This window comes from Novosphingobium sp. BL-S-21 (assembly GCF_055521655.1).
This window is the reverse complement of record NZ_CM145496.1, coordinates 480,557-500,156: the sequence shown is the minus strand read 5'-3', so window position 1 is coordinate 500,156 and position 19,600 is coordinate 480,557. Positions and strand designations below refer to the sequence as shown.

Annotated in this window: 17 protein-coding genes; 9 read left to right on the top strand and 8 right to left on the bottom strand. The window is 64.6% G+C overall.

Annotated elements, in window-relative coordinates:
- Positions 1 to 5 precede the first annotated feature (5 nt).
- The 5 genes from trpD (at position 6) to lexA (ending at position 4,359) form a co-directional block, all read left to right on the top strand.
- On the top strand, positions 6 to 998 hold the full coding sequence (gene trpD / locus ACZ1J6_RS10750; RefSeq protein WP_314468921.1) for an anthranilate phosphoribosyltransferase: 993 nt from the start codon (positions 6 to 8) through the stop codon (positions 996 to 998).
- A 27-nt stretch (positions 999 to 1,025) separates the two neighbouring features.
- Entirely contained in the window at positions 1,026 to 1,817 is a 792-nt protein-coding gene (gene trpC / locus ACZ1J6_RS10745; protein WP_431566615.1) for an indole-3-glycerol phosphate synthase TrpC, read from the top strand.
- Positions 1,818 to 1,830: 13 nt separating this feature from the next.
- Positions 1,831 to 2,316: a cyclic pyranopterin monophosphate synthase MoaC gene (gene moaC, locus ACZ1J6_RS10740; protein ID WP_431566614.1), complete on the top strand. Its 486-nt coding sequence runs from the start codon at positions 1,831 to 1,833 to the stop codon at positions 2,314 to 2,316.
- On the top strand, positions 2,313 to 3,527 hold the full coding sequence (locus ACZ1J6_RS10735; RefSeq protein ID WP_431566613.1) for a molybdopterin molybdotransferase MoeA: 1,215 nt from the start codon (positions 2,313 to 2,315) through the stop codon (positions 3,525 to 3,527). The genes moaC and ACZ1J6_RS10735 overlap by 4 nt, the downstream gene beginning before the upstream one ends.
- A gap of 133 nt (positions 3,528 to 3,660) precedes the next feature.
- On the top strand, positions 3,661 to 4,359 hold the full coding sequence (lexA, locus tag ACZ1J6_RS10730) for a transcriptional repressor LexA (protein WP_132262606.1): 699 nt from the start codon (positions 3,661 to 3,663) through the stop codon (positions 4,357 to 4,359).
- Positions 4,360 to 4,406: 47 nt separating this feature from the next.
- On the opposite strand, the gene ACZ1J6_RS10725 is transcribed toward lexA, so the two are convergent.
- Positions 4,407 to 6,629, bottom strand: a complete 2,223-nt coding sequence (locus ACZ1J6_RS10725; protein WP_465128086.1) for a ComEC/Rec2 family competence protein — start codon at positions 6,627 to 6,629, stop codon at positions 4,407 to 4,409.
- Between the two features lie 20 nt (positions 6,630 to 6,649).
- Here ACZ1J6_RS10725 and gltX point away from each other — a divergent pair, with 20 nt between their 5' ends.
- From gltX to ACZ1J6_RS10710, 3 genes are all read left to right on the top strand, one after another.
- Positions 6,650 to 8,104, top strand: coding sequence for a glutamate--tRNA ligase (gene gltX / locus ACZ1J6_RS10720; RefSeq protein ID WP_132262603.1), 1,455 nt, complete (start codon positions 6,650 to 6,652; stop codon positions 8,102 to 8,104).
- A 13-nt stretch (positions 8,105 to 8,117) separates the two neighbouring features.
- Positions 8,118 to 9,401, top strand: coding sequence for a citrate synthase (locus ACZ1J6_RS10715; protein ID WP_134092841.1), 1,284 nt, complete (start codon positions 8,118 to 8,120; stop codon positions 9,399 to 9,401).
- A gap of 480 nt (positions 9,402 to 9,881) precedes the next feature.
- The gene (locus tag ACZ1J6_RS10710) at positions 9,882 to 10,103 is read left to right on the top strand and encodes a hypothetical protein (RefSeq protein ID WP_132262599.1); all 222 of its coding nucleotides are present in this window, start codon (positions 9,882 to 9,884) and stop codon (positions 10,101 to 10,103) included.
- A gap of 44 nt (positions 10,104 to 10,147) precedes the next feature.
- Here ACZ1J6_RS10710 and ACZ1J6_RS10705 read toward each other — a convergent pair whose 3' ends face one another.
- The 4 genes from ACZ1J6_RS10705 to ACZ1J6_RS10690 form a co-directional block, all read right to left on the bottom strand.
- On the bottom strand, positions 10,148 to 11,524 hold the full coding sequence (locus ACZ1J6_RS10705; protein ID WP_431566611.1) for a sensor histidine kinase: 1,377 nt from the start codon (positions 11,522 to 11,524) through the stop codon (positions 10,148 to 10,150).
- Positions 11,524 to 12,477 (bottom strand): hypothetical protein, encoded by a 954-nt coding sequence (locus tag ACZ1J6_RS10700; protein WP_431566610.1) that lies wholly within the window; start codon positions 12,475 to 12,477, stop codon positions 11,524 to 11,526. The genes ACZ1J6_RS10705 and ACZ1J6_RS10700 overlap by 1 nt, the downstream gene beginning before the upstream one ends.
- Positions 12,478 to 12,512: 35 nt before the next feature.
- The gene (locus ACZ1J6_RS10695) at positions 12,513 to 13,679 is read right to left on the bottom strand and encodes a hypothetical protein (protein WP_465128085.1); all 1,167 of its coding nucleotides are present in this window, start codon (positions 13,677 to 13,679) and stop codon (positions 12,513 to 12,515) included.
- A 105-nt stretch (positions 13,680 to 13,784) separates the two neighbouring features.
- Positions 13,785 to 14,087: an Hpt domain-containing protein gene (locus ACZ1J6_RS10690; protein WP_134092837.1), complete on the bottom strand. Its 303-nt coding sequence runs from the start codon at positions 14,085 to 14,087 to the stop codon at positions 13,785 to 13,787.
- A 69-nt stretch (positions 14,088 to 14,156) separates the two neighbouring features.
- On the opposite strand from ACZ1J6_RS10690, the gene ACZ1J6_RS10685 reads away from it, so the two are divergent.
- Positions 14,157 to 16,829 (top strand): coiled-coil domain-containing protein, encoded by a 2,673-nt coding sequence (locus ACZ1J6_RS10685; protein ID WP_431566608.1) that lies wholly within the window; start codon positions 14,157 to 14,159, stop codon positions 16,827 to 16,829.
- Positions 16,830 to 16,888: 59 nt separating this feature from the next.
- On the opposite strand, the gene ACZ1J6_RS10680 is transcribed toward ACZ1J6_RS10685, so the two are convergent.
- The 3 genes from ACZ1J6_RS10680 to ACZ1J6_RS10670 are packed head-to-tail and all read right to left on the bottom strand — an operon-like array spanning position 16,889 to position 19,591.
- Positions 16,889 to 17,179, bottom strand: coding sequence for a DUF1467 family protein (locus ACZ1J6_RS10680; protein WP_431566607.1), 291 nt, complete (start codon positions 17,177 to 17,179; stop codon positions 16,889 to 16,891).
- A 10-nt stretch (positions 17,180 to 17,189) separates the two neighbouring features.
- Positions 17,190 to 18,815: a ribonuclease J gene (locus ACZ1J6_RS10675; RefSeq protein ID WP_134092835.1), complete on the bottom strand. Its 1,626-nt coding sequence runs from the start codon at positions 18,813 to 18,815 to the stop codon at positions 17,190 to 17,192.
- On the bottom strand, positions 18,812 to 19,591 hold the full coding sequence (locus ACZ1J6_RS10670) for a type III pantothenate kinase (RefSeq protein WP_132262586.1): 780 nt from the start codon (positions 19,589 to 19,591) through the stop codon (positions 18,812 to 18,814). The genes ACZ1J6_RS10675 and ACZ1J6_RS10670 overlap by 4 nt, the downstream gene beginning before the upstream one ends.
- Between the last annotated feature and the right edge of the window lie 9 nt (positions 19,592 to 19,600).

Genomic DNA, 19,600 nt, shown 5'->3' with positions numbered 1-19,600 from the left:
TGCAGATGACGTTGCCCGACCCGCTCCATCCCATCGAGGAAGCCGAAGCCGAGCACGCTTTCGGGCTGATCCTCGACGGCAAGGTCGATGACGATTCGATCGTCCGCTTCCTCATCGCCCTCACCGAACGGGGCGAGACTTCAGGCGAAATCGCCGGTGCTGCCCGGGCGATGCGCGCGCGCATGATCCCGATCTCGGCGCCCGGCAACGCCATCGACGTCTGCGGCACGGGCGGTGACGGCCATCACACGCTCAATGTCTCGACCGCGGTATCGCTGGTGGTCGCCGCCTGCGGCGTGCCCGTCGCCAAGCACGGCAACCGCGCCGCCAGTTCCAAGGCCGGCGCAGCCGATACGCTCGAAGCGCTGGGGCTCAACCTCGACCGCGCCGCGGAAACGGCTGAGGAAACGCTCGGCGACCTCGGCATCTGCTTCCTCTTCGCTGCCCGGCATCATCCGGCGATGGGGCGGATCATGCCGATCCGCAAGGCCATCGGCCGCCGTACGATCTTCAACCTGATGGGGCCGCTGGCAAACCCTGCAAACGTCACGCGCCAGCTCGTCGGCATTGCGCGACCAGCCTATGTGCCGATCTATGCCGAGGCATTGATGCACCTGGGCAGCACGCATTCTTTCGTCATTTCCGGCGACGAGGGGCTGGACGAACTCAGCCTCGCCGGCGGCAACGAAGTCGCCGAGATCAAGGACGGCGAGCTTTCGATGCGCCGCGTCTCGCCTGAGGATGTAGGGCTGCCCATCTCTCCAGTCGGGGCGATACGCGGCGGCGATGCGGCCCATAATGCCGATGCCCTGCGGCGACTGCTGCTGGGCGAGCATGGCGCCTATCGCGATGCCGTCCTGCTCAATGCCGCGGGCGCCCTCATCGTTGCCGGTGAGGTCGAAACCTGGCGGGAAGGCGTGGAAGAGGCTGCCGAGGCTATCGACAAGGGCTTGGCCAATGCTCTGCTCAATTGCTGGATTTCCGCGCTTCGGGCTTGAGGCGCTGCGTGTTTTCGAGGGTTACCGATGTCCGACAAGCTTACCGAGATCTGCGACACCAAGCGCATCGAAGTGCAGACGCGCAAGGGTTTCGCGACGCTGGATGACCTGGACGCCCGGTCCCGCGAACAGAGCGCACCTCGCGGCTTCGAGGCGGCCCTGCGCCGGAAGGCGAAGACCGAATTCGCCTTGATCGCGGAGATCAAGAAAGCTTCGCCTTCCAAGGGTTTGATCCGGCCTGATTTTCGCCCCACCGAACATGCCATCGCTTATGAGCGCGGCGGTGCGGCCTGCCTCTCGGTGCTGACCGACTCGCCTTACTTCCAGGGCCATGAAGATTTCCTCGTCGAGGCCCGGGCCGCTTGCTCGCTTCCGGTGATCCGCAAGGATTTCATGATCGATCCCTGGCAGGTCGCCGAGGCGCGCTCGATCGGCGCCGACGCGATCCTGATCATCATCGCCGCGCTGGACGACGTGCTTATGGCTGAAATCGAGGCTGCGGCGCGTGAGCGCGGGATGGACTGCCTGGTCGAAGTCCACAACGAAGACGAGATGGAGCGGGCGAGCCGCCTCAAGTCGCGTCTCATTGGCGTGAACAACCGTGATCTCAAGCGGTTCGCGACCGATATTTCGACGACGGAACGCCTTGCCCCGCTGGCACCCGCCGGCACCCTGCTCGTGAGCGAAAGCGGCATCAACACTCACGCCGATCTGCAACGGCTGTCGGCTTGCGGCGCCCGTACTTTCCTCGTTGGCGAGAGCCTGATGCGTCAGGCGGATATCCAAGCGGCAACCCGCCAGCTCCTCTTCGCAGATTGAGGATAGCCCGCGCTTGAGCAAGTCCCTTACTCACATCGATGCGGAAGGCTCGGCCCGCATGGTCGACGTTGGTGCCAAGGCCGCGACCCGCAGGGTCGCCGTGGCGTCCGGGCGGATCACGATGAGCGCCTCGGCCCTGGAAGCGATCCGCGCCGGCAATGCACCGAAAGGCGACGTGCTGGGAACGGCACGCATCGCGGGGATCATGGCCGCCAAGAAGACGGCGGACCTCATCCCGATGTGCCACCCGCTGACGCTGGACGCCGTGAACCTGGATTTCACGTTCGAGGACAGCGCCGTTCTGGCAATGGGCACTGCATCGCTGAGCGGCAAGACCGGGGTGGAAATGGAAGCCATTACAGCGGTTTCCGTGGCTCTGCTGACAATTTACGACATGGCCAAGGCGCTCGACAAGGGCATGGTCATCGGTGACATTCGCCTGATCGAAAAGCGTGGCGGCAAATCGGGCGACTGGAAGATCGAGACATCGTCGCGATGATCCCGCCGATCGCTCTGGAAGAGGCACAGGCCCGACTGCTTGCGCTGGTCGAGCCGCGGCCCGTCGAGCACGTCGACATCGACGGTGCGCTGGGTCGCTATCTCGCGGCTCCGTTGCTGGCACGCCGGGTCCAGCCTGCCGCCGATATCTCCGCCATGGACGGTTATGCCGTCAGCGAAGGGGACTTGTCCGGACCCTGGCAGGTGATCGGTGAAAGCGCGGCAGGGCGGCCTTTCGGTGCAGCCGTCGATCCGGGTCAAGCCGTGCGGATCTCCACCGGCGCCCTGTTGCCCGAAAATGCGCGGGCCGTGATCCTGCAGGAGGATGTCGACCGGGACGGCGATCACCTCGCCCTCACGGGAGAGGCGCCCTCACCAGGCCACAAGCACGTCCGCTTCCGCGGCATGGATTTCGCCGATGGAGCGCCGCTGCTCGCCCCCGGGGCATTGATCGGACCGGCGCAAGCCGGTCTTGCCATTTCGGCGGGCCACCGGCATCTCGCCGTCCGCCGCCGCCCCCGGCTAACCGTGATCGATAGCGGCGATGAATTGTCCGGCGATCCCGAATGCTGCGCAGCCCATCAGATACCCGCCAGCAACGGCGCCATGCTGACCGCTCTTGCGCGTAGCGTTCCCGTCGATGCAAATCGAAATGGACCAATCCCCGACGATCTGGACGCTCTGGTCGCCGCCTTCGATGCGGCCGCCGATGCCGACGTGATCGTGACGAGCGGGGGAGCGTCAGTGGGCGATCACGACCTTCTCCGGCCGGCACTGGAAAAATGGGGCGCCGAAATCGACTTCTGGCGCGTCGCGATCAAACCCGGCAAGCCGCTCATGGTCGCGACACGGCAAACGGCAGGGCGTCGTCAACTGGTGATCGGGCTTCCCGGCAATCCCGTGTCCAGCCTGGTAACCGCATATTTCTTCGTTCTTCCCGTACTGCGCGCATTTCTGGGCGCGGCGCAGCCCTTACCCCGCGCGATTGCCACCCGGCTTTCGGCACCTTTGAGGACGGGAGGGGCGCGCCGCGAATTCCTGCGGGGATCCTGGGATGGTGAGGCGGTCCATGCCCTCTCACTACAGGATAGCGGCGCCTTGTCCTCGCTTGCCGCCAGCAATGTCCTGATCGACCGGTCGGCGCATGCCCTCGCCGCTGATCGCGGTGATCCCGTTCAGGTGTTCTTGCTCCAAAATGGCGGTATTGCTTGACGATACCCTATTCGTTGCATAATTGTTCCCTCATTGTTCGCAGACAAGTTCCCTGAACGACACATCAAGTCAGCCGGGGCCGGTTCGTCGGGCGATTCAGGCCAAGTGCCACAGAACACATGAGGCTAAGCAGATGTTGACGCGCAAGCAGCACGAATTGCTCCGGTTCATTCAGGTCCGGCTTGAAGAGAGCGGCATTTCCCCCAGCTTCGAGGAAATGAAGGAAGCGCTCGATCTCAAGTCGAAGTCGGGCGTCCATCGGTTGATTTCCGCGCTGGAGGAACGTGGCTTCATCCGCCGCCTTCCCAACCGTGCCCGCGCTCTCGAAGTGCTCCGCCAGCCCGAAGACGCCACGAGCAAGCCGGCCAAGGCCGCGGCTGCGGTATCGGCGGCGCGTGGCGGCAACGCCGCACCTTCCCGTCCGGCGGCGGTCGCCAGGCCCGCCAACGACGTGATCGAAATCCCCCTTCATGGTCGTATTGCCGCGGGCGTGCCGATCGAGGCCCTGGAAGGCCAGTCTTCGCTCCCGGTGCCTGCGGCCCTGCTCGGTGCAGGCGATCACTATGCACTGGAAGTCTCAGGCGACTCGATGGTCGATGCCGGCATTCTCGACGGGGATTTCGCACTCGTAAAGCGGACCACCACGGCCAGGGATGGCGAGATCGTCGTCGCCCTTGTCCGGGGTGAGGAAGCGACGCTCAAGTATCTGCGCCGGGAAGATGGCATGGTGCGCCTCGATCCCGCGAACGCCGCTTACGAACCGCAGATCTACGGACCTGACGAAGTAGAAGTCCAGGGCAAGCTGGCAGGCCTGCTGCGCCGCTATCATTGATCCGTCTCAGGAGGGCGCCCTGTTCGCCCTCCTCAGGCCAGCGGTCGCTAATACCATCCCTTGCGTTCGATCATGGTCGGCGCAGCGGGCTTCCACCAGCCATGATTTCCTTGCCCCTCCGCCACGGTCGTCACACTGCGGCTTGCAAGATCGATAGTCAGCCCGCCCGTTCGATCCAGCATCTGGCGATCAACTTTGAGCCACTTCGGCAGGCAGGTCCTCGGCAAGCGGCGTTCGGCGATCACCACGTCGGCCCACCTGCACGCCTCGGCCAGTTGCATCTCGGGGACGATGGCCCTCCCCCGCGCGATCAACACATGCCGAGCCTCTTCGCCGTGACGTAGCTCGACGGCGCAGAAGTCCGCGTTGCATCGCGTTCCGGGCGCCGTCTGCGCATTGACCGGGACCTCTCGCGTCCCGGCAACTTCCATGAGGTTGTCCAGGGCGTAGTCGCCGGAACCGGTGCGAAGCATCACGAGCCGATGGCTCTCGGGATCGATCCAGCCCACATGGCGGCCATCGCCCGAAACCATGATGTCCGGAACCGGAATGAGCATCAAGCCGAAGAAACCGGCAGCTATAGGCAAAATCCCCCATAGCCGGATGCGACCGTCCCAAAGGCCCAGCCAGAGGCCTCCAACGACAAACAACGAAAAATGCCACCCACTCATCGTGGGCATCACCCGAACGGCTCCCGGTTCCGCGGCTATGAAGCGGGCGATGGCCAACAGGGCGTCGATAGCGTGGTTCGCCAGCCACCACACCGGACCTCCAAGCCCAACCACATCGAGCAGCAGCGCCAGGGCGACGAAAGGCATGATGACCAGCGTCGTCAAAGGGATCGCGATCACATTGGCGACAGAACCGTAGAGGCCGGCACGATGGAAATGGAACAGGGCGATGGGCATCAACGCCAATTCGATCGCTATGCCGGTGATCAGGATCATCGTGAGGTTGCGCATGGCCTTGAACGGCCAGGCCTCTTCCCGGGGTGCCAACCAGCGCTTCAGCGGCTCTGCATTGCCGAGTGCCACCAAAACCATCACCGCCGCGAAGCTCATCTGGAAGCTGGGACCAACGACCGACTCGGGCCAGATGACCAGCACGATGACAGCCGCCACCGCCAGCAAGCGCATGGACAGCGCTTCACGGCCCCATGCCATGGCAGCGAGAACGAGCAGAGCGCCCAGGAAAGCCCGCATGGTAGGCACCTGCGAGCCGCTTAGCAGCGTGTAACCCAGCCCCGCGGCCGCACCGCATGTTGCGGCCAATATCGGCAGGCGGACCCTCAGGGCCAGTGCCGGGAAAAGGGCCAGAAGGCGCAATACGACGAAATAGACGCAGCCGATCACGGCACTCACGTGAAGTCCGCTGATCGACAGAAGGTGAGCCAGGCCCGCATCGCGCATGGCCTGGGCATCACCCTGGCCGATCGCGCCCATGTCTCCGGTCGTCAGCGCTGCCGCGATACCGCCCGGCGACCCCGCGAGATGCGTCGTTATATGACGGGACAACGCGGCACGCTGGTCGGCGAGCCAATCGCCTCCACGCCCGAGCGATATCACTTCGACCGGCGATGTAATCGAGCCCGTGGCCGACAGGCCTGAAAACCAGGCCGCGCGCGCAAAATCGTATCCTCCAGGGAACATGGGTGATGCCGGAGGGGTAAGTCGGCCGCGGAACCGAATGACCGCACCGGTGCTCAGCGGCTGTTCCCGCAGTGCGGCCGGCAGATTGACCCGGACCTTGATGGACCGCCCGCTTCGTGGCTCTTGCAACGCCAGTGTCAGCCGATCCCGCTGCAGCGCCGGCTGCTCTTCGAGCGACAGGACCCGGGCCGTGAAGATGCCCGACATGTTTCGCTCTATGGCCGGTTGCCCGACGATTTCCGACCGGGTCCAGATCGATAGGCACCCCGCCAGGACGACCAGCGATAGCGAAAGGATCGCCTGTCTGATATAAGGAAACCGAGCCGATCCGACGTGCCAGTTCAATGCGAATAATGCAATCGAGACGCATACTACGCAAAGGGCTACCCATGTCGCTGCAGACGACAGGAAAAACCAAGCAATTGCGCCAGTTCCAAAGGCCACGGCCAGCCACGGCGCTCTGGTGAAACTGCAGTTCGAAAGAAAACACTCGACACCCGCCAAACCGCTCGACAAGTGGCTCTTGCTGATCCATGGGCGATGCTGCAATGCAGCGCCTCCGGCTAAAACCGGACGCTCGAAATCAACCGTCGTGGCGGCGTGGCTGGCCATGGCGAGCATAGGACAGGAAGGTTATTAGAATGGCAAGCGGCAGTGCATCGAGCGGAGCGGCGGCAAGCAAGGCCGTCGTCACGCGCTTTGCCCCCTCGCCCACGGGTTATCTCCATATCGGAGGCGCTCGTACCGCTCTCTTCAACTGGCTCTTCGCCCGTCACCACGGCGGCAAGTATCTGCTTCGCATCGAGGACACCGACCGCGCGCGCTCGACCGAGCCGGCGATCGAGGCGATCTTCGACGGACTGACCTGGCTCGGCCTCGATGGCGACGAACCGGCGGTGTTCCAGTTCGCCCGTTCGGACCGCCATGCTGAAGTGGCCGCCGATCTGTTGGCTAACGGCCACGCCTATCGCTGCTACCTCACGACCGAGGAACTCGCCGAACGCCGCCAGAAGGCGCAGGAAGAACGCCGCCCATTCCGCATCGACAGCGAATGGCGCGATGCCGATCCCTCGACCTGGCCCGCCGACAAGTCCTACGTCGTGCGCGTCAAGGCGCCGCGTGACGGCGAGACGACGATCACCGATCTGGTCCAGGGCGAAGTCACCGTTCGGAACGAGGAAATCGACGATTTCGTCATCCTGCGCTCCGACGGTACGCCGACCTACATGCTGGCCGTCGTCGTGGACGACAACGACATGGGCGTTACCCATGTTCTGCGCGGTGACGACCACCTCAACAACGCCTTCCGCCAGCTCGTGATCATCCACGGCATGGGCTGGGAAGTGCCGGTCTACGGCCATGTGCCGCTGATCCACGGTTCGGACGGCGCCAAGCTTTCCAAGCGTCACGGCGCTCTTGGCGTCGATGCCTACCGCGACGAGATGGGCGTCCTGCCGGAAGCGCTGTTCAACTATCTGCTGCGCCTTGGCTGGGGCCACGGCGATGAAGAATTCATCAGCCGCGAACAGGCCGTGAAGTGGTTCGACATGGCCGACGTCGGCAAGTCGCCCTCGCGCTTCGATCTCGCGAAGCTGCAGAATCTCAATGGCCACTACCTGCGCGAGGCGAATGACGCCCGCCTGGCGGAACTGGTCCTGCCGCGCCTGGTCCAGGCCGGCTACGAACATACCGACCTTGCCCTGCTTGCGCAGGCGATGCCGGTACTGAAGGTCCGTGCAAAGGACCTCAACGAACTTGCAGAAGGCGCGGCCTTCCTGTTTGCCAAGCGTCCGCTCGCGTTCAGCGAGAAGGCGCAGGCGCTGTTGACGGACGAGGCGCGGGGGCGCCTTGCCGCCATTCACGAGCGTCTTTCCAGCGAGCCCGAATGGCTCCTGGAGGCACTGGAAGCCAACCTGAAGGCAATGGCCGAGGATCTGGGATTGGGCCTCGGCAAGCTCGCGCAACCCTTGCGGGCGGCCCTGACTGGTCAAACGACCTCTCCGGGTATTTTCGACGTATTGGTTCTGCTCGGCCGGGACGAAAGCCTCGCACGCATTGGCGCGCAGGCGGACGCCGCGACCGGGTCGCACATATAAGGAGTAAGAACTGGTGGGTGATCAGGTCAAACTGAATGCTGGTGGCACGGAATTCGACTACCCCGTACTGAAGGGCAGTGTCGGCCCGGATGTCATCGATATCCGCAAGCTCTACGCCCAGACGGGCAAGTTCACGTACGATCCCGGCTTCACGTCGACGGCCAGCTGCGAAAGCGCGCTGACCTATATCGACGGCGACGAAGGCGTGCTGCTCCATCGCGGCTACCCGATCGGCCAGCTGGCTGAAAATTCGTCGTTCATGGAAACCAGCTACTTGCTGCTCAATGGCGAACTGCCGAGCGCCGACGAACTGGCAACCTTCGAAAACACCATCACGCGCCACACGATGCTCCACGAGCAGCTGGCGAACTTCTACCGCGGCTTCCGCCGTGACGCCCACCCGATGGCGATCATGTGCGGCGTCGTCGGCGCGCTCTCGGCGTTCTATCACGACTCGACCGACATCTCGGACCCCGAGCACCGCAAGATCAGCTCGCACCGCCTGATCGCCAAGATGCCGACGATTGCGGCAGCGGCCTACAAGTACTCGGTCGGCCAGCCCTTCGTCTATCCTGACAACAAGCTGAGCTACACCGGCAACTTCCTGCGCATGACCTTCGGCGTGCCTGCGGAAGAGTATGAAGTGATCCCGGCCGTCGAAAAGGCCATGGACCGCATCTTCATCCTGCACGCCGACCACGAGCAGAACGCCTCGACCTCGACCGTACGCCTTGCCGGTTCGTCGGGCGCCAACCCGTTCGCATGCATCGCGGCCGGTATCGCCTGCCTCTGGGGTCCTGCGCATGGCGGCGCCAACGAAGCCGCGCTCAACATGCTCAAGGAAATCGGCACGCCGGACAAGATCCCGCACTACATCGAGCGTGCGAAGGACAAGAACGATCCGTTCCGCCTGATGGGCTTCGGTCACCGCGTCTACAAGAACTACGATCCCCGCGCCACGGTCATGCAGAAGACCGTTCGCGAGGTGTTCGACGCGCTGAAGGTTACCGACCCGCTCTTCGAGACTGCCCTGCGCCTCGAGGAAATCGCGCTCAACGATCCGTACTTCGTCGAGAAGAAGCTGTTCCCGAACGTCGACTTCTACTCGGGCATCATTCTCTCGGCCATCGGCTTCCCGACCACGATGTTCACGGCGCTCTTCGCCCTCGCCCGCACCGTGGGCTGGGTGGCGCAATGGAACGAAATGATCTCCGATCCCGGCCAGAAGATCGGCCGCCCGCGTCAGCTCTACACCGGCCCGACGCAACGCGATTTCGTGCCGATCGGCCAGCGCTGAGCCCGTTGCTCGCAAGAGCGACCAAGGCAATGCACCGATAACAGGAGGGCCCTCGCGCAAGCGGGGGCCTTTCTTTTTGTGCGCGCGCATTCAGGCAGCCCGCCGGCGCGGCACCTGGTTAAGGCCGCTATGTACAAGTGCTTGATATGAGAGAGGCCAAGCGATAGCTTTCAGGGCAGCAACAAAGCATTGGCTACGGGGGCGTTAGCAGATGATCCTCAGTGCTTTCCGGCCGGATTCCATGTTTTTCCTGAGCTTGGCGGGGGTTTTCCCGGCTCGAGATCCACGAGCCGGGGCTGTAGAAGCCGAAGACATGGGTCAAACGCGTGCTCGCCCCCGGCCGAAGCTCGGATCGATGCCGGTCCACCGCCTTGCCGGGCACCAAGAACGTGACCGCGGTTACCGGAGCTTTCCCGTGTCACGTCCTAAGATAGCCGCGCAAACCCGGCCTTTTCACAAGATAAAACAGGAGGAATTGTAATGTCATTCCTCAGGCTTCTTGCCTTTGTCATAGGACTGTTCGGCATCGTCGTGGGCCTGCTCTGGGTCGGCCAAGGCACGGGGATCATCTCGTGGCCGAGCGACAGCATGATGCTGGATGACCGCTCCTGGGCCGTGCGCGGCGCGGTCATGGCGGCGGTGGGCGTCATCCTGCTGTGGCTGGCGCGTCGCGGCAAGGATGCCAACGATCACCGCTTGTGAAGGGAGCGCCTGTGAAGGAGACGCCTGTGAACAGGCGCCGCTGATCAGCCCGGAAGGTCGGCGGGCACTTCGAGAATGAAGCGCGCGCCCTGCCCCGGTGCGCTGTCCACCAGCAGATCGCCGCCCATGGCCCGCGCCAGACTGCGCGAAATGTAGAGGCCGAGGCCGGAACCGCCGTCTCCGCTGCGACCGAGCCGTTCGAACTTGTCGAAGATCTTGCCCTGCTGCTCTTGCGACAGCCCCGGTCCCTGGTCCGCCACGATGATCCGGGCGCGATCGCCCAGCGTTTCGAGGCGGATCCAGATGTGCGAGCGCTCCGGCGAGTAGCGAATGGCATTGCCGATGAGGTTCAACAGAACCTGCAGGACGCGGCGATATTCCGCCACTGCCGGCAGGACTTCCGAGCCATGCGGCGCCTCTATGGCGATGCCCTTTTCCTGAGCGCGGACATTCAGGATGCCGGCGGCCTGCCGGGCCAGCTCCGATAGGTCCACCCGGTCCGGCGCCGTGCTGAAGCCTTCCGTCTCGACCACTTCGAGATCGGCGAGATCTTCCAGCAATCCCAGAAGCAGTTTGCCAGCGCCGGCGATTTCGCCCGCATACTCCGCGTAGGCGTCCGGCAGCGGTCCGGCGAGCCGCGTGCGGATCGTCTCGGCATTGGCGATGATCCGCGAGATCGGCTGACGCAGCACCGGCGCCAGATCATGTCCGACGAGGCTGCGGCGAAGCATAGGCTCCATCGGTTCGCGAACGGCCGCGGCCGAAGTGCCGGGCGTGTCCGACACCAGCAGAAGCTCGAAGCCCGCCGGATCGAAACCGGGCCGCATGTGCGGAACGAGCGAAACGCGCCACGACCGGCGCGATCCCGAAACGACCACGCGCGATCCGTCGAGCAGGCGCCAGTGCAGCGGCTGCTTGTGAGTGACTTTCTCGGGCGGCAGGAAGTCGGTCCAGTGGCCGCCGAAACCGGCCTCCATCGCCGCCGCGACCCCGGCCAGTTCCGGGCTGTCCGACAGGACCGTGAGTACCCGCTGATCGGCATCGAGCTGGGCGCTCAACTCGGCAAGGTGCCGGTCGATCATCGTGCGCCGCCGCTCCACCGAAGCCGCATCCTCGACGGGCGCGGGAGCGGCCTGCCAGTTGCGGACGACGATCTGGCATCCTTCGCCCAGACCCTGCGGTTCCACTTCGACCCAGGCCGTGATCACGTCCCCGCCATCATGGGCGGTGACGGCGCGCGCAAGGCGGAAGCCGTAACGCCGAGCCTTGCGGACCAGTTCGAGCAATTCAGGAATGGCGATGGTGCCGGGCAGTTCGCCGCCGCAGCGCTCCTGAAGTCCAGCCAGGGGCTCGTCCGCTTCGAGCAGCCTGTCCTGCGCGTCGCTGACTGCGCGGGCAAGAATGGTACCTTCCATCAGCATCAGCCGCCCTGCCGTCCGCTGGCCAGGATCGAAGCCGCCACGCCCGCGCCCAGCCTCTCGAAGCCTTCGGGCAGCATCGCTTCGGGATGAATGGCAAGGAACTGCTTTTCGATGTCCGCCGCCTTCAGTCCGGCCGCCCGCAGGGCCAACGCCAGCCTGGCCAGTTGCGCCTCATGGGTTGCGAGCACCGCCGCCTCACGCCGCAGGCCGGAGCCCGCCGCAAGCGCCGTGAAGAACAGCGCCGCGCCCGCGTGACTCACGGAAAGGGCGATATGGAAGGCGCCGCCAAGCCCGGTCAGCAAACGCGAGGCCAGGCCCAGGCGAGTGGCACCTTCGTCATAGCTTTGGCGGATAGCGGCTTCCACCAGCACGAGGCGTTCGCCCATGATGGGCCGCGCCGCCATCGCGCTGCGCACGGCGAGGATCAGGCGGTGGAGCAGATCTCCCGGCAGTTCGGACAAGGGCAGGCTCATGCGCCGCTGCGCCTGGCACCAACGCGCCTGCGACGCGAGCCAGGTCACGGCCAAGGCGTGCGTGGCACCTTCGGCCGAGGCCAGCATTGCCTGGACGAGCGGGGGAACGACAGGATCCAGCGCCAGGCGCGTCTGCAACCGCTCGGTCATCTGCCATTCCAGGGCCATGGCATGGACGTGGGACAGAAGCAGCGGATCCGCCATGAAGAGGCGTGCCATGTCTTCGATGTCTTCGACAAGCGAGCCGGAATCCGCACCGCCCAGGTGAAGCGGCTCAACGATCTGGCGCGCCAGATCCGCCAGCACGCCGCGCACGCGCGCAAGAATTTCGTCGCTGAAAAGCGCACTGTCCTCGGCCGCGAGCAAGTACTGCAGTATCGGCAGCACGCTGTCGGCCATGGCATCGCCGCGCGCCAGGTCCGCACGGAGCAAAGCCTCCGCGGTCTGGTCGTCGGCCGGATGAACAGCGTTGTCGATCATCCGTCCCGTATACCCTGTATCTGGTTAAGCCCCGGTTAGTCCTTCCGACGTAGCGGAAGAGCCATGCCGACCACAACGAGCGTGATCGCCAGAACTTCCACCAACGGCTCAACTTGCCCGAATCCTGCGGCAAAAGCCAGCACAAGTCCCAATGTGGCACGGTCTGTCGCCAGCGACGCCACCTTGCCGGTCACGAACCGGGGAATCAGGGCCAGAAGCATCATCAGCATGGCCGGTGGGAACATCCACGAAATGAGCGATTCGCCCCCGAGCCGGGGAATGGCGGCCAGCAGCGACAGCCCGAAAAGCGTGTCGACCAGCCAGCGCAGCACATCGGCGCGCGGGATCGCGGGCGGCAATTGCCCCAGCGCCTGCCGCTCTACCGAGCGCAGCAGCCGGCTCGCCTCGACCAGCAACGCGGCTGCCACCAGCGAGAGGAAGGCGATCGTCACGAAACCGAACCAGGCAAGGCCGCCTGCCAGCGCCACCGCCACGAGCACGCCGAGGCTCAACATGTTGCTGGCATTGCCCGCATGGAGCAGCGAGGATCCGAACGTCAGCACGCCGTAACGGGCAACGGCCCGGCCCGGCGAGACGCTGTCGCCATCGGCGAAACGCCCGCGCAACCATTCCAGCTCTACCGCGTGAGCTTCGGCTTCGTCGCGAATCAGCCGCCAATCGACGCCGCTGCGCACGGCCACGGGAACTTCGCGCATCGGTACGCCCGCTTGCAGCGCGATCCGTGTCAGTGCGGAGTGCACATCGCAATCGCCTGGAAGCTCCTGAAGGTTTTCCACCAGGTGCCCCGGGATTCGCATCAATCCAGCGCTCGCCCGGTTGATGTCGATGCGCTCGAACCCGGCGGCCAGCCCGCCTTCGACCGGCTGGACAAGCACGGCCGGCGCCCTGCCCTCAAGCAGCGGCACGACGCCGGCGGGCTCGACGAAGAGCCCTTCCCCTATCACGACCAGTTCGTCATTCGCCGTCACCAGCCCAGCAAGCGGTCTCGCGCCGGTGGCGATATGGAATTGCAGGCCGGCGTTCTCCGCCATGTGCTGAAGGGCGATCATCTCCGCCGAGGGCCCCTTCGCGAGGCAGATCACCCGCTGGCAATCGAGCGCAAGGGCGAGCCCGAGCTGATGCTGCGCCAGGGTCGCGCCGCCCACGCGCAGGAAGGCGCGCGGCAGGGACTGACCCGCCACGGCAGGCTCCATCATGGCGAGCAATGCGATACGCAGTGTGTTAACCTCCAGCGACCCTTAGCCACTTAGGCAAAGGGCAGCCCGGTGCCAAGCGCGACGCTTGCATCAGCTGGCGGAAAACTCGGCAAGATAGGCATCGAGGCGCCGTATAACTCCGGGTTCGCCGGGAGCGCCGTCCAGCGCCTGCTCCGCCAGGGCCAGGAGCTGGGCCGAATGGAAGCTGGCCGCCAGCCCCTTCAGCCGCATGGCCGCAAGGTGCCAATTGCCATCGCAACGGGAGCGGGACAGCAGATCGGCCTGCCGCGCCACGCTTTCCAGATAGGACGCGCGCAACTCCGCGAAAAGCGCGGGATCCCCGCCCGCTGCCGCGGCGAGGGTCGCTTCGAGGGCACCTGCTTCATAAGCCATTTCCCCAGCTTAATGCCCAAAGGGTTAAAGTGGGCTTTATAGGTGCCTCCCGCGTGGTATCCTGATCCCATGGCTGGGGAAAACAGGATCGTCGCGCTCGGCGCGAATGGCAGCGAAGACAATTCGGCCCGCACTGCGGACGGAAACTCGGAAGACCGCATGAACGAAACCTTGGCAGTGGGCGTTTCGCCGCCGGAACCCGCAGAAGCGATTTCGGAAGATGCCTGGCGCAATGCCTGGGTCGCCACCGAGGAACCGGCCCTTGCCGCCCCCTCGCGCGATTGGCTGGCCCCTTCGCTGGCCGGCGCCGCGGCCTTGGGCTGGACGGCGTTCTTTCTCTACGCCCTCTCTCCCCATTTCGAGACCCTGAGCCTCGACACAGTCCCCGCCCTTGTCGTGCAGTGGGCCGTGCCGCTCTTGCTGGTCGGCATGGTCTGGCTGCTGGTCCTGCGCCACAGCTCGCGCGAAAGCAGGCGTTTCGGCAATGTCGCTCGGGCGCTGTCGAACGAGTCCGCCCAGCTTGAAACGCGCCTGACCACCGTCAACCGCGAACTCAGCCTGGCGCGGGAATTCATCGCCGCCCAGTCGCGCGATCTGGAATCGCTGGGGCGCATTGCCACAGAGCGGCTTTCCGCAAACGCTGAGCGCTTGCAGGGCCTGATCCGCGAGAACGGCTCGCGCGTGGAATCGATCAGCGGAGTCAGCCAGGCCGCTCTCGATAACATGGAGAAACTGCGCAACCAGCTCCCCGTCATCGCCAGTTCCGCCAAGGACGTCACTAACAATATCGGCAACGCCGGCCGCGCCGCCCATGTCCAGCTGGAAGACATGATCAACGGCTTCAATCGCCTGAACGAGTTCGGCTCCGCCAGCGAACGGCAGGTTGCCCGGCTGCGGGAATCCGTGGAAGCGGCGCTGACCGAAATCCATGCACGCGGCGAACAGGTCGCTGCCCTGGCCGACCGGCGCTTCGACCTGCTTTCCGAACGCGGGACGGCCTTCCGCAGCGAGCTTGACGGTCACGAAGTCGCTGCACTCGAATCCATTCGAACCCGGGCCGAAGCGCTCGAGGAAGAAATCGCGCAGACCCGCGGACAGCTCGACCGTCATGAGGAAGAAAGCCTCACTTCGCTTCGCGCCCGGCTCGTGGCCTTGCGTGAGGAAAGCGACGTCGTCTCGCGCGCCTTGCGCGATGGCGAAGGCCGCGCCGCAGAAGCCTGGCGGCAGGCGCTCGACGACCTGCACGAGGAACAGGGCGAAGTGGCGCGCGGCATCACCCGCGCTCAGGACACGGCTCTGTCCGCGCTGCGTGGCAGCCTGGAGGCGATCGGCAACGATGCCGAAAACCTCGACCGCGAGATTTCGGCCCGCCGCGAACGGCTTGCGGGCGAACTCGGTGAGCGTCAGGCCCGCCAGGCCGAACAGGAACGCCACGCCATTGCGCGCATCGACCAGATGCTTGGCAATCTCGACCATGCCATCGCCGAACGCCTTGAAAATCAGCGCCTGCAGGCATCGGCTCTGAGCGAACGCGCCGTGGCCGTAAGCGGCGAACTTGGCGAATATGAAGCCCGTTTCGGCGCCATCGTCGGCAGCAGCGAAGCCCTGGAAACCCGTCTGCGCGGCAGCCTGGCACAATTGACCGAGCGCCTCACGGCCGCCCGTGCAACGCTCTCGGCGACCGATGGCGAAGTCGAAAAGCTCACCGAGACGAGCGTACGGCTGCTGGAGTTGATCCAGGGCAGCGCACGCTTTGCCCATAACGATCTTCCCGAGGCGCTGGTCGTCTCCGAGGAGCGCCTCAACCGCCTTCATGCCGGTATTGCCAGCGTTCTGGAGGCTCTGCGCCAATCGGCCAGGAGCGGCGAGGAACTCGCAGGCGGCGTCGAGCAGTCCGGCACCAACCTCAAGGATTTCGCGGACGAGCTTTCCGCGATGCATTCGGACCTCTCGGAGCACGGCGCCGCACACGCCGACCTGCTGCGCGTCCTGCACACGTCCATCACCGATATCGACACGGCAACGCAAACCGCTGCCGGCCGGGCCCAGACCGAACTGCAGGCCGCCCTTGCAGCGCTTGGCAAGTCGATCGAGGACTCCGTCGGCGCGATCGAGACCGACAGCGCCGCGCGCATCGCCCAGGTGGCGGAAAACCTCGGGACGGAAAGCGCCCAGGCCATCGATCGCTCCATGCGCACGCGCGTCGCGGAAGTAACCGGCCAGCTCGATCAGGCCGTAGCCCATGCTTCCGGCGCCGCCCGCGAAGCGACCATCCAGCTTCGCGAACAGCTCTCCAAGGTCGAAGACCTCGTCGGCAATCTCGAAAGCCGCGTCACCCAGGCGCGCGAGCAGGCCGAGGAGCAGGTCGACAACGATTTCGCCCGCCGCGTGGCGCTGATCACCGAGTCCCTGAATTCCAACGCCATCGACATTGCCTCGGCACTATCGAGCGATGTTTCCGACACCGCCTGGGCCTCCTATCTCCGCGGCGATCGCGGGATCTTCACGCGCCGGGCTGTTTCGCTGCTCGATGCCGGGGAAATCAAATCGATCCAGCAGCTGTTCGAACGCGAAGATGCCTTCCGCGAGCACGTCAGCCGCTACATCCACGACTTCGAATCGATCCTGCGACAGGTCCTCTCAACCCGCGACGGCAATGCGCTGGGCGTCACCCTGCTCTCGTCGGACATGGGCAAGCTCTATGTCGCACTGGCTCAGGGAATCGAACGTCTGCGCAGTTGATCGCTCGGCAATGCGACATGAAAAAGCCCGCCTTCATCAGGCGGGCTTTTTTGTGACCCTCAGTATCCGAGGTCCTGAACCGGCGGCTTCCCGAAGAAGTTGAGATCGCCAACCGTGATCCACTGCTGGGCATAATTCACGTAGTAGAGCCCGAAAAGCACGACCGCCAGCAGCGTGGCGCGCCTCGCGATCAGGCGCGGCTGGAAATTGACCGGGGCGCTGTCCGCATGGCCCTTTTCGACGCGAAAACCTTCCACTTCGTTGGGCGTACGAAGACCGAAAGGCATGACGAGAAAGGCGCTCAGGACCCAGAACAGGCCGTAGATCGCCACCATCGAAGTCCATTGCATCGCCATCGCCTCAATCCTCCAGCAGCATGACCTGCACTTGCGGCTTCTTGCCCGACCAGCGCGTAGCCGCGCGGCGGGCGGCCAGGCGGGCCGCCTCGACCCGAACTTCGCGGTCCGATTTCTTCGCCTTGCCCAGGGCATTGGCGACATCGCGCTGCGCCTCGTCAATGAACTTGGCGTAGTCCTCGTCGAGCGGGAGCCCAATCGCCGCGACCTGGACGTTGCCGCGGCGATCCGCGGCGACCGAAACCACACCGTTAAAGGCGATCCGGCGCCGCATGACCATAGCGTCGCCATCGGCGGGCGCGATGATATCGCCATCAAGGATCAGCCGCCCGGAATGGACCTCGCCGAACTTGCCCGGACGACCGGGCGCCAGGCGCACGAGATCGCCGTTCTTCTGGAACACCGCGTGCGGAATGCCGCTTTCCACGCCGAGCCTCGCCTGTTCGCGCATGTGGCGGATTTCGCCATGGACCGGGAGCAGGATCTCGGGCTTGAGCCAACCATATAGCGCCACCAGTTCGGGCCGCCCGGGATGGCCCGAAACGTGGATCATGCTCTGACGGTCCGTGACGATGACGATGCCAGCGTCCGAGAGCCGGTTCTGGATACGTCCGATCGGGATCTCGTTTCCAGGAATCTGGCGGCTGGAGAACAGGACGACATCGCCCTTCTCCAGCTTGATCGGATGATTGCCCTCGGAAATCCGTGAAAGCGCCGCGCGCGGCTCGCCCTGTCCGCCCGTTGCGACGATCAGCACTTCGCCGCGTGGCAGATCCATCGCGGTTTCGACATCGACCAGTTCGGGCAGCTTCTTGAGATAGCCGCTGGCCTGCCCGGTCTCGATGATCCGGTCCAGCGAGCGACCCGCAACGCAGAGCTTGCGGTTGGTCTTGCGGGCCACCTCGCCCAGCGTCTGAAGACGGGCCACGTTCGAAGCAAAGGTGGTCACCAGAACCCGGCGGCCGCGGTGCCGCTTCACTTCCTCCAGCAGGCCGCGATAGACCTCGCCTTCGGAACCGGACGCCTCGGGGTTGAAGACGTTGGTCGAATCGCAGACGAGCGCCAGCACGCCGTTGTCGCCGATTTCGGTCAGTTCGGCCTGGGTCGCGGGCGTGCCCACCTGGGGCTCGTCGTCCAGCTTCCAGTCACCGGTATGGAAGATGCGGCCGAACGGCGTGTCGATCAGTAGGGCGTTGCCCTCGGCAATCGAGTGCGCAAGCGGCACGTAGCGAATACCGAATGGTCCGAGCTGGAACTGGTCGAGGTGATCGATGACGATCAGTTCGACCCGGTCAAGAATGCCCGCTTCCTCCAGCTTCGCCGCCACCAGGCGCGCGGTGAAGGGCGTGGCGTAGATCGGAACGTTCAGTTCCTCGGCAAAATACGGAACCGCGCCGATGTGATCCTCATGCGCGTGAGTGAGGACGATCCCCAGCAGGTTTTCGCGCTCACCCTCGATGAAATCGAGGTCCGCGAAAACCAGGTCCACGCCGGGATATTCGTTCATGCCGAAGGTCATGCCCAGGTCGACCATAAGCCATTTGCCCTGGCAGCCGTAGAGATTGACGTTCATGCCAATCTCGCCCGAGCCACCGAGCGCGCAAAACAGCAGTTCGTTACCTGGAATCACTTCTTGGATGCCCTTTCGGCAAGAATGGCGAGGCCTTCGAGCGTCAGGTCGGGATCGACCGCGTCGAAAATATCGGAAGCCTCGTCGAACAGTACGGCCAGCCCGCCGGTCGCGATGACCTTGGCGGGGCGACCTATCTCGTTGCGCATGCGGGCGATCAGGCCCTCCATCATCGCCACATAGCCCCAGAACACGCCGATCAGCATCTGGTCCTCGGTATTACGACCGATCACGCTCTTCGTCGTGGGTACGGCAATGGCGATGCGCGGCAGCTTGGCCGTATTGCCCACCAGCGCGTCCAGCGACAGGTTGATGCCCGGCGAAATGATGCCGCCCTTGTAGGCGCCGTTGTAGTCTACCACGTCGAAGGTGGTGGCAGTGCCGAAATCGACGACGATGAGATCGCCCCCGTGTCGTTCATGCGCGGCAATGGCGTTGACCGCACGGTCGGCGCCGAGCGACTTGGGCTGATCGACGTCGATGTCGATCGCGTAGTCCGCCTTGCCGACGCCCGCCACCAGCGGTTCGACATCGAAATAGTGTCGGCAAAGTATCTCGAGATTGTGTAGCGCGCGCGGGACCACGGTCGAGATGATGATGCTCTTGATCTCTTCCGCCGCTACGCCGCGGATCGAGAGTAGCTGCATGAGCCATACCGCATATTCATCACCCGTGCGGCGGGGGTCCGTGGCAATGCGCCAGCGCCCGCGCAAAGTGCGTCCCTCGAACAGAGCGAAGACGACATTGGTGTTGCCGGCGTCGATGGCAAGCAGCATGGAATTTCC

Bases quoted from the DNA above. Each gene is read 5' to 3' on its own strand.
- trpD (WP_314468921.1), top strand. From the start codon at position 6: ATGACGTTGCCCGACCCGCTCCATCCCATCGAGGAAGCCGAAGCCGAG.
- trpC (WP_431566615.1), top strand. From the start codon at position 1,026: ATGTCCGACAAGCTTACCGAGATCTGCGACACCAAGCGCATCGAAGTG.
- ACZ1J6_RS10735 (WP_431566613.1), top strand. From the start codon at position 2,313: ATGATCCCGCCGATCGCTCTGGAAGAGGCACAGGCCCGACTGCTTGCG.
- lexA (WP_132262606.1), top strand. From the start codon at position 3,661: ATGTTGACGCGCAAGCAGCACGAATTGCTCCGGTTCATTCAGGTCCGG.
- ACZ1J6_RS10725 (WP_465128086.1), bottom strand. From the start codon at position 6,629: ATGCTCGCCATGGCCAGCCACGCCGCCACGACGGTTGATTTCGAGCGT.
- gltX (WP_132262603.1), top strand. From the start codon at position 6,650: ATGGCAAGCGGCAGTGCATCGAGCGGAGCGGCGGCAAGCAAGGCCGTC.
- ACZ1J6_RS10710 (WP_132262599.1), top strand. From the start codon at position 9,882: ATGTCATTCCTCAGGCTTCTTGCCTTTGTCATAGGACTGTTCGGCATC.
- ACZ1J6_RS10705 (WP_431566611.1), bottom strand. From the start codon at position 11,524: ATGCTGATGGAAGGTACCATTCTTGCCCGCGCAGTCAGCGACGCGCAG.
- ACZ1J6_RS10700 (WP_431566610.1), bottom strand. From the start codon at position 12,477: ATGATCGACAACGCTGTTCATCCGGCCGACGACCAGACCGCGGAGGCT.
- ACZ1J6_RS10690 (WP_134092837.1), bottom strand. From the start codon at position 14,087: ATGGCTTATGAAGCAGGTGCCCTCGAAGCGACCCTCGCCGCGGCAGCG.
- ACZ1J6_RS10685 (WP_431566608.1), top strand. From the start codon at position 14,157: ATGGCTGGGGAAAACAGGATCGTCGCGCTCGGCGCGAATGGCAGCGAA.
- ACZ1J6_RS10680 (WP_431566607.1), bottom strand. From the start codon at position 17,179: ATGCAATGGACTTCGATGGTGGCGATCTACGGCCTGTTCTGGGTCCTG.
- ACZ1J6_RS10670 (WP_132262586.1), bottom strand. From the start codon at position 19,591: ATGCTGCTTGCCATCGACGCCGGCAACACCAATGTCGTCTTCGCTCTG.